The organism is Kitasatospora sp. NPDC057512, from assembly GCF_042802135.1.
In the GTDB taxonomy this organism is placed as follows: Bacteria; Actinomycetota; Actinomycetes; order Streptomycetales; family Streptomycetaceae; genus Kitasatospora.
Genome location: NZ_JBHVET010000449.1, coordinates 1 through 7141 on the forward strand (window position 1 = coordinate 1; position 7141 = coordinate 7141).

At 73.1% G+C, this 7141-nt stretch carries 8 protein-coding genes; 3 read left to right on the forward strand and 5 right to left on the reverse strand.

Features of this window, described 5'->3' with window-relative positions; genetic code table 11:
• Positions 1 to 63 precede the first annotated feature (63 nt).
• From ACFU6K_RS25765 to ACFU6K_RS25780, 4 genes are all read right to left on the reverse strand, one after another.
• Positions 64 to 309, reverse strand: coding sequence for an acyl carrier protein (locus ACFU6K_RS25765; protein WP_049656691.1), 246 nt, complete (start codon positions 307 to 309; stop codon positions 64 to 66).
• Positions 310 to 384: 75 nt separating this feature from the next.
• Positions 385 to 1416 (reverse strand): beta-ketoacyl-ACP synthase III, encoded by a 1032-nt coding sequence (locus tag ACFU6K_RS25770; RefSeq protein WP_380666815.1) that lies wholly within the window; start codon positions 1414 to 1416, stop codon positions 385 to 387.
• Entirely contained in the window at positions 1413 to 2366 is a 954-nt protein-coding gene (locus ACFU6K_RS25775; RefSeq protein ID WP_380666817.1) for an ACP S-malonyltransferase, read from the reverse strand. Before ACFU6K_RS25775 ends, ACFU6K_RS25770 begins: the two co-directional genes overlap by 4 nt.
• Positions 2367 to 2457: 91 nt before the next feature.
• Positions 2458 to 3654 carry a PucR family transcriptional regulator gene (locus tag ACFU6K_RS25780; protein ID WP_380666827.1) on the reverse strand — a complete coding sequence of 399 codons (1197 nt, stop codon included), beginning with the start codon at positions 3652 to 3654 and terminating at the stop codon, positions 2458 to 2460.
• A gap of 224 nt (positions 3655 to 3878) precedes the next feature.
• Between ACFU6K_RS25780 and ACFU6K_RS25785 the strand changes: the two genes are divergently transcribed.
• On the forward strand, positions 3879 to 4655 hold the full coding sequence (locus ACFU6K_RS25785) for a pirin family protein (protein WP_380666819.1): 777 nt from the start codon (positions 3879 to 3881) through the stop codon (positions 4653 to 4655).
• On the opposite strand, the gene ACFU6K_RS25790 is transcribed toward ACFU6K_RS25785, so the two are convergent.
• Positions 4652 to 5485, reverse strand: coding sequence for a serine hydrolase domain-containing protein (locus ACFU6K_RS25790; protein WP_380666821.1), 834 nt, complete (start codon positions 5483 to 5485; stop codon positions 4652 to 4654). The genes ACFU6K_RS25785 and ACFU6K_RS25790 overlap by 4 nt on opposite strands.
• 132 nt (positions 5486 to 5617) lie before the next feature.
• Here ACFU6K_RS25790 and ACFU6K_RS25795 point away from each other — a divergent pair, with 132 nt between their 5' ends.
• Entirely contained in the window at positions 5618 to 6121 is a 504-nt protein-coding gene (locus ACFU6K_RS25795; protein WP_380666823.1) for a MerR family transcriptional regulator, read from the forward strand.
• Positions 6118 to 7131, forward strand: coding sequence for an aldo/keto reductase (locus tag ACFU6K_RS25800; RefSeq protein ID WP_380666825.1), 1014 nt, complete (start codon positions 6118 to 6120; stop codon positions 7129 to 7131). Before ACFU6K_RS25795 ends, ACFU6K_RS25800 begins: the two co-directional genes overlap by 4 nt.
• Positions 7132 to 7141: the final 10 nt, after the last annotated feature.

A 7141-nucleotide genomic window follows, 5' to 3' on the forward strand; every position in this document is an offset into this window, starting at 1 on the left:
GGGTCAGCTCTCACCGGCGTACGGGACGCCGGACGGGCTGGCCGAGTCGAACGAGTCGATCGCTCAGGCGGCGTTGGCGAGGATGTAGTCCACCGCGTCGCCGACGGTCTTCAGGTTCTTGACCTCGTCGTCCGGGATCTTGACGTCGAAGCGCTCCTCGGCGGCCACGACGACCTCGACCATGGACAGCGAGTCGACGTCCAGGTCATCGGTGAAGGACTTGTCGAGCGCGACATCCTCGGTCGGGATACCGGCGATCTCGTTGACGATCTCGGCGAGACCTTCCAGGACCTCGTCCTTGGTAGCCATACTGGCTGCTCCTCTTCGGTGTTGAACGCGTCCGGCCGGCGGCCGGACACAGGCTTGTGGATTGGGCGAATGCGCCTAGGGGAGAGTAACGACTGCCGCGGCGTACACGAGACCCGCCCCGAACCCGATGATCAGGGCCAGGTCCCCGCTGTGGGCCTCACCGCTCTCCAGCATGCGTTCCATCGCCAGCGGGATGGAGGCCGCGGAGGTGTTGCCGGTCTCGGCGATGTCGCGGGCGACGGGCACCGACTCCGGCAGCTTGAGCGCCTTGATCATGGCATCCGTGATCCGCATGTTGGCCTGGTGCGGGATGAACGCGCCGAGCTGGTCGGCGGTGATCCCGGCGGCGTCCAGCGCCTGCTGGGCCACCTTGGCCATCTCCCAGACCGCCCAGCGGAAGACCGGCTGGCCGTCCATCCGCAGGGCCGGCCACTTGGCCTCCTCGCCCGCGCCGTTGACGGCGTCGGACTTGGCGAAGGCGGTGTCCCAGGCCTCGGTCTGGGTGATCAGGTCGGCCTGCGAGCCGTCCGAGCCCCAGACCAGCTTGCCGATGCCGGGCGTGTCGGACGGGCCGACGACCGCGGCGCCGGCGCCGTCGCCGAAGATGAAGGCGGTGGAGCGGTCCGACTGGTCGGTCAGGTCGCTGAGCCGCTCGACGCCGATGACCAGCACGTACTCGGCGTTGCCGCCGCGGATCATGCCGTCGGCCAGGCCCAGGCCGTAGCCGAAGCCGGCGCAGGCGGCCGAGATGTCGAAGGCCGGGGCGGTGCCGCAGCCGAGCCGCTCGGAGATCTCGGTGGCGATCGCCGGGGTCTGCTTGAAGTGCGAGACGGTCGAGACGATCACGCCGCCGATCTGGTCGGCGGAGATCCCGGCCTGGGCGATGGCCTTGCCGGCGGCCTGGACGGACATCTCGGAGACGGACTCCTCCGGGCCGGCCCAGCGGCGCTCGGCGATCCCGCTGCGGGTGCGGATCCACTCGTCCGAGGAGTCGATCCACTCCAGGACCTCGGAGTTGGGGATCACCCGGACCGGACGGTAGCCGCCGACGCCGAGGATGCGCGAGTACTGCGCGCCGCTCACCGGACGGATCTGGGGCTTGGTCATGCCTGGTTCTCCTGCTCCTGACCGCCGTGCTCCGCGACGAGTGCGCGGGCCTTGTCCAGATCGGCGGGGGTCTTGAGGGCGAGCGTGGCCACGCCCTTGAGGTTGCGCTTGAGCAGCGCGGTGAGGGTGCCGGCCGGGGACAGCTCGATCACGGCCGTCGCGCCCAGCTGCCCGAGGGTCTCCATGCAGAGGTCCCAGCGGACCGGGTTGGAGACCTGGGACACCAGTCGGGCGAGGACCTCCGAGCCGGAGTCCACGACCGCGCCGTCCTTGTTGGAGACGTAGCGGACCTTGGGGTCGGCCACGCTCGTCAGGGTCGGGGCCAGCTCGGCCAGCCGCTCGACACCCGGGGCCATGTGCTCGGTGTGGAAGGCACCGGCCACCTTCAGGGCCACCAGCTTGGAGCGGGTCGGCGGGTCCGCCTTCAGCGCCTCCAGCTGGTCCAGCGTGCCGGCGGCGACGATCTGGCCGCCGCCGTTGTTGTTGGCCGCCGTCAGGCCGTGCTCGGCCAGCTTGGCCGCGACCTCCTCCGGCTCGCCGCCGAGCAGGGCGAGCATGCCCGTCTCGGTGACGGCGGCGGCCTCGGCCATGGCCCGGCCGCGCTCGCGCACGAAGGTCAGCGCGTCGTGGGCGGTGAGCACCCCGGCGCCGGCGGCGGCGGTGATCTCACCGACGCTGTGGCCGGCCACGGCGCCGACCAGCGCGCGGGCGGCGTCCTCGTCCGGGAACAGCTCCCGGGCGGTCACCAGACCGGCCGCGACCAGCAGCGGCTGGGCGACGGCGGTGTCCTTGATCTCCTCGGCGGACGCCTCGGTCCCGGCGTGCACCAGGTCGAGCCCGGCGACCTCCGACCAACCGCGCAGGCGGTCGGCGACGCCGTCGAGCTCCAGCCAGGGGCTGAGGAAACCGGGGGACTGGGCACCCTGTCCAGGGGCGACGATTACGAGCACGGTTCAACCCTCTCTCGCCAGGCGCCCAGGGGCGGGTAGGCGACGGTAACGAAGAAAACCATCCGGGATTGTATGGTCCCTACACTCCGGCTCAGCCGGGCTCCCCGACGGCGTCCAGCCGGCCGAGGGCCAGCGCGATCCGCAGAGTGAACGCCGAACGTACGTCGGAGGGGGCGTACCCCGTGACGTCAGTCACACGTCGCAGCCGGTAGCGCACCGTATTGGGGTGGACGAAGAGCATCCGGGCCGCGCCCTCCAGCGAGGAGGCCTGCTCCAGGTAGACACTCAGCGTCTCCAGCAGGGCGGAGCCGGCCTCGTCCAGCGGTGTGTAGATCTCCTCCACCAGCTGACGGCGCGCGGCCTGGTCGCCGGCCAGCGCCCGCTCGGGCAGCAGGTCGTCGGCCAGCACCGGGCGGGGGGCGTCCGGCCAGGCGGCGCAGGCCCGCAGGCCGGCCGCGGCGGCGGCGGCCGAGCGAGTCGCGGAGAGCAGGTCGGGCACGGTCGGGCCGACCACCACGGGGCCCGGCGCGAACTGGCCGATCAGCGCCCTGGCCGCCTGCACCGGCTCCTTCTCACCACCGACCACGACCACCAGGCGCTTGCCCAGCACCCCGGTCAGCACGTGCAGCTTGGCGTACCGGGCGGCCCGGCGGATCGCCTCGACCACCAGCTCGCTGTCGCCGTCCGGCGCGCTGCCCATCACCACCCGGATCTGGTTGGGCTGGCCCCAGCCGAGCGCCGCGGCGCGCGAGAGCACGCCCTCGTCGGCGTCGCCGGACAGCAGCGAGTTGACCACCAGCGCCTCCAGCCGGGCGTCCCAGGCGCCACGCGCCTCGGCCGCCTGGGCGTACACCTGGGCGGTCGCGAAGGCGATCTCCCGGGCGTAGACCAGCACCGACTCGCGCATGTCCGCCTCGTCGCCGGGGGCGGCCACCTCCTCGATGGCCTCCTCCATCACCTCGATCGTGGTGCGGATCAGCTCGACGGTCTGGCGCAGGGTGATCGCCCTGGTCAGCTCGCGCGGGGCGGTGCCGAAGACGTCGGTGGAGATCGCCTTCGCGGACTCGGGGTGGCGGTACCACTCGGTGAAGGCGGCGATGCCGGCCTGGGCGACCAGACCGATCCAGGACCGGTGCTCCGGGGGCATCCGCCGGTACCAGCCGAGCTGGTCGTCCATCCGCGAGATCGCGGCGGTGGCCAGCTTGCCGGAGGACTTCTCCAGCCGCTTGAGCGTCGCGGCCCGGCGCTCGGCGCGCTCGGCGGCGTTTCTGCGCTCCTGCGCCGTCAGGCGGGGCGCCGCGCGGCCGGGGCGGTCACGGCCCGCCCGGGCGGCCGGGCTCTTCCCGGTGGGGTCGGGTGCGGGGCTGGGGCTGGGTTCGCTCTTGGAGTTCGCGGAAGCGGCTGGCACAAGGACAAGACTGCCTCACGTGAGTGACTGCTCGTGCACACCCCCCGGCGGAGCGGCGCGGTGGCAAGAGTCACACCCCGCGCGCCGGCGACTACGGTGGGGGCGTGACCGAAGCCGCCGACCGCCCCCGCGCCGACCTGCGCCGCACCGCCGAACGCTACCGCTCCGCCCCGGCCGAGGGCGTCGAGACGAGGCACGCGTTCTCCTTCTCGGGCCACTACGACCCGAAGAACACCCACTTCGGCGCGCTGCTCGCCTGCAACGAGGAACTCCTCGCCCCCGGCGCCGGGTTCGAGGAGCACAAGCACCGGGACACCGAGATCCTCACCTGGGTGCTGGAGGGAGCGCTGGCCCACCGGGACTCGTACGGCCACAGCGGGGTGGTCCGGCCCGGGATGGTGCAGCACCTCGGTGCCGGCTCCGGTGTCACCCACACCGAGCGCAATGTCGGCGGCGCCACCGGGCCGGTCCGCTTCGTCCAGATGTGGCTCCAGCCGGACGAGTTCGACGCGCCGCCCGCGTACGGCCTGCGCAAGGTGGAACCGGCGGACGGCGGGTTGACGTTGCTCGCCTCCGGCCTGGAGCGCGACGCGGGGACGGACGCCCTGCGGCTGCGACGCAGCGACGCCGCGCTCTGGCTGGCCACCGCCGGGCCCTGGCAGCCGCTGCCGCCGCTGCCCGAGGCGCCCTGGCGGTACGCGCACCTGACGGCCGGCTCGCTGGGCTACCGGACCGTCCCGGGGCCCAAGGGCGGCGGCCGCTCGATGGTCCCGGGCGACAGCGTGCGGATCACCGGCGAGGCCTTCGCCGACCCGGCGGCGGGGGAGACCGGCGCCGAACTCCTGCTCTGGGAGATGCACTCGCCGGTCTCGTACGGCTAACCGTTCAGTTCCGCCAGCACCGCGTCCGAGAAGGCCGGCCAGGCCTCGACCGCCCACGGCCCGAAGTCCCGGTCGGTGAGCGCGACGCAGGCCGCGCCGGCCTGCGGGTCGACCCACAGGAAGGTGCCGGACTGGCCGAAGTGGCCGAAGGTTCCCGGGGAGTTGGTGGTGCCGGTCCAGTGCGGGCTCTTGCCGTCGCGGATCTCGAAGCCGAGGCCCCAGTCGTTCGGGCGGCGGTGGCCGTAGCCGGGCAGCACGCCGCTGGTGCTGGGGAAGGCGACCTCGCGGGTGGCCTGCCGGACGGTGGACGGGTCCAGCAGCTTGGGGGCCTGCAACTCGGCGGCGAACCGGGCGAGGTCGGCGACGGTGGACAGGCCGCCGGCGCCGGCCGGGGACTTGTGGGCGGTGTGGATCAGGGTGTCCGTCATGCCCAGCGGCTCGAAGACGGCCTCGGCGACGTAGCGGGAGAACTCGATCCCGGCGGCCTCGGACAGCGTCCGGGCCAGCGCGTCGAAGCCCGCGTTGGAGTAGAGCCGGCGGTTGCCGGGCTCGGCGAACACCCGGTCCTCGTCGAAGCCCAGGCCGGAGGTGTGCGCGAGCAGGTGGCGGACGGTGGATCCGGGCGGCCCGGCCGGGTCGTCCAGCTCGAACACGCCCTCCTCCAGGGCGACCAGCGCCGCGTACGAGGTGAGCAGCTTGGTCACCGAGGCGAGCGGGAACAGGTGCTGCTGCGGCCCGTGCGCGCCCAGCACCGCGCCGTCCGCCGCCCGGACCACCGCCGCCGCGGCGTGGGGCACCGGCCAGTTCTCGATCATCCGCAAGCTCTCCATGGGCCCGACTCTAGTCGCCGGGAAAATCCTCGGAAAAGGTGGTGGCGGGCCCACCCGGCTGTCGGGCTTGCTTGGAGTGCACTCCAACTCTGTAGCGTCGTTCCCGTCGCACAGGACAAGGGGGAACGAGCGATGGCCGCACCCGCACGCATCGAGATCGACCTGCGCAGCTGCTCCGAGGTGTTCAGCCGCCCTGTCGGCGATCCGGACCCGAGCCCGAGGCACACCATCAGCGAGGTCGCCGCGGCGAGCGGGCTGACCGCCCACACCCTGCGCTGGTACGAGCGGATCGGCCTGCTGGACCCGGTGGACCGGGCGGCGGGCGGCCAGCGCCGCTACTCCGACGCCGATCTGCACCGGTTGGCCTTCCTGGGCCGGCTGCGGCTGACCGGCATGTCGGTGGCGGACATGCTCAAGTACGTGGGCATGGCCCGCCAGGGCGAGCAGACCTACGGGGAGCGGCGGCTGCTCCTGGAGGCCCAGCGCGAGGAGGTCCGACAGCGGATCGTGGACCTCCAGGCGACCCTCGCCGTCCTGGACTACAAGATCGACATCTATGCCGGGAAGGGCGCCGGTGGCGCCGGCATCCCGGCCACGTGCCAGAACATCCATGTAGAGGAAGAGCAGAGCGCATGACTCAGACCGTCCTTCCCACCGTCGAACTCGGCACCGGCGGCCCGCTGGTGGGCGTCCAGGGCCTCGGCTGCATGGGCATGAGCGAGTTCTACGGCCCCACCGACGCCGACGAGGCGCTCGCCACCCTGGACGCAGCCCTGGAGACCGGCGTCACCCTCTTCGACACCGCCGACATGTACGGCTCCGGCCGCAACGAGGAGCTCATCGGCCCCTTCGTCCGGGCCAACCGGGACAAGGTGGTGCTCGCCACCAAGTTCGCCATCCTGCGCTCCGAGGAGGACGGCGCCGTCCGCGGCATCAGCAACGACCCGGCGTACATCCGGACCGCGGTGGACGCCTCGCTGCGCCGCCTCGGCGTGGACGAGATCGACCTGTACTACATGCACCGCCGCGACCCGGCCGTGCCGCTGGCCGACTCGGTCGGCGCCATGGCCGAGCTGGTGAAGGCCGGCAAGGTGCGCCACCTCGGCCTGTCCGAGGTGACCGGCGACGAGCTGCGCGAGGCGCACGCCGTCCACCCGATCGCCGCGCTCCAGTCCGAGTGGTCGGTGTTCGCCCGCGACGTCGAGCGCACGGCGGTGCCGGCCGCGGCGGAGCTGGGCGTCGCCTTCGTGCCGTACTCGCCGCTCGGGCGCGGCTTCCTGACCGGCGCCTTCCAGGACGCCACGGAGCTCTCGGCGAACGACTACCGCCGCCGCCACCCCCGCTTCACCGGCGACAACGCGGCCGCCAACGGCGAACTGCTCGACCCGCTGCGGGAGATCGCGGCGGCCCGCGGCGTTTCGCTCGCCCAGGTCGCGCTGGCCTGGGTGCACCAGCGGGCCGAGGTGCACGGGCTGGCCGTCGTGCCGATCCCGGGCACCCGCAAGCGGAGCCGGCTCGCCGAGAACACCGCGGCGGCGACGCTGCGGCTGACCGCCGAGGAGTCGGCGCTGCTGGAGCCGGTGGCCGGCCGGGTGGCGGGGAGCCGCTACGCGGACATGAGCTCCACCTCGGCGGCGCGCGAGTAGCGGGCACCGG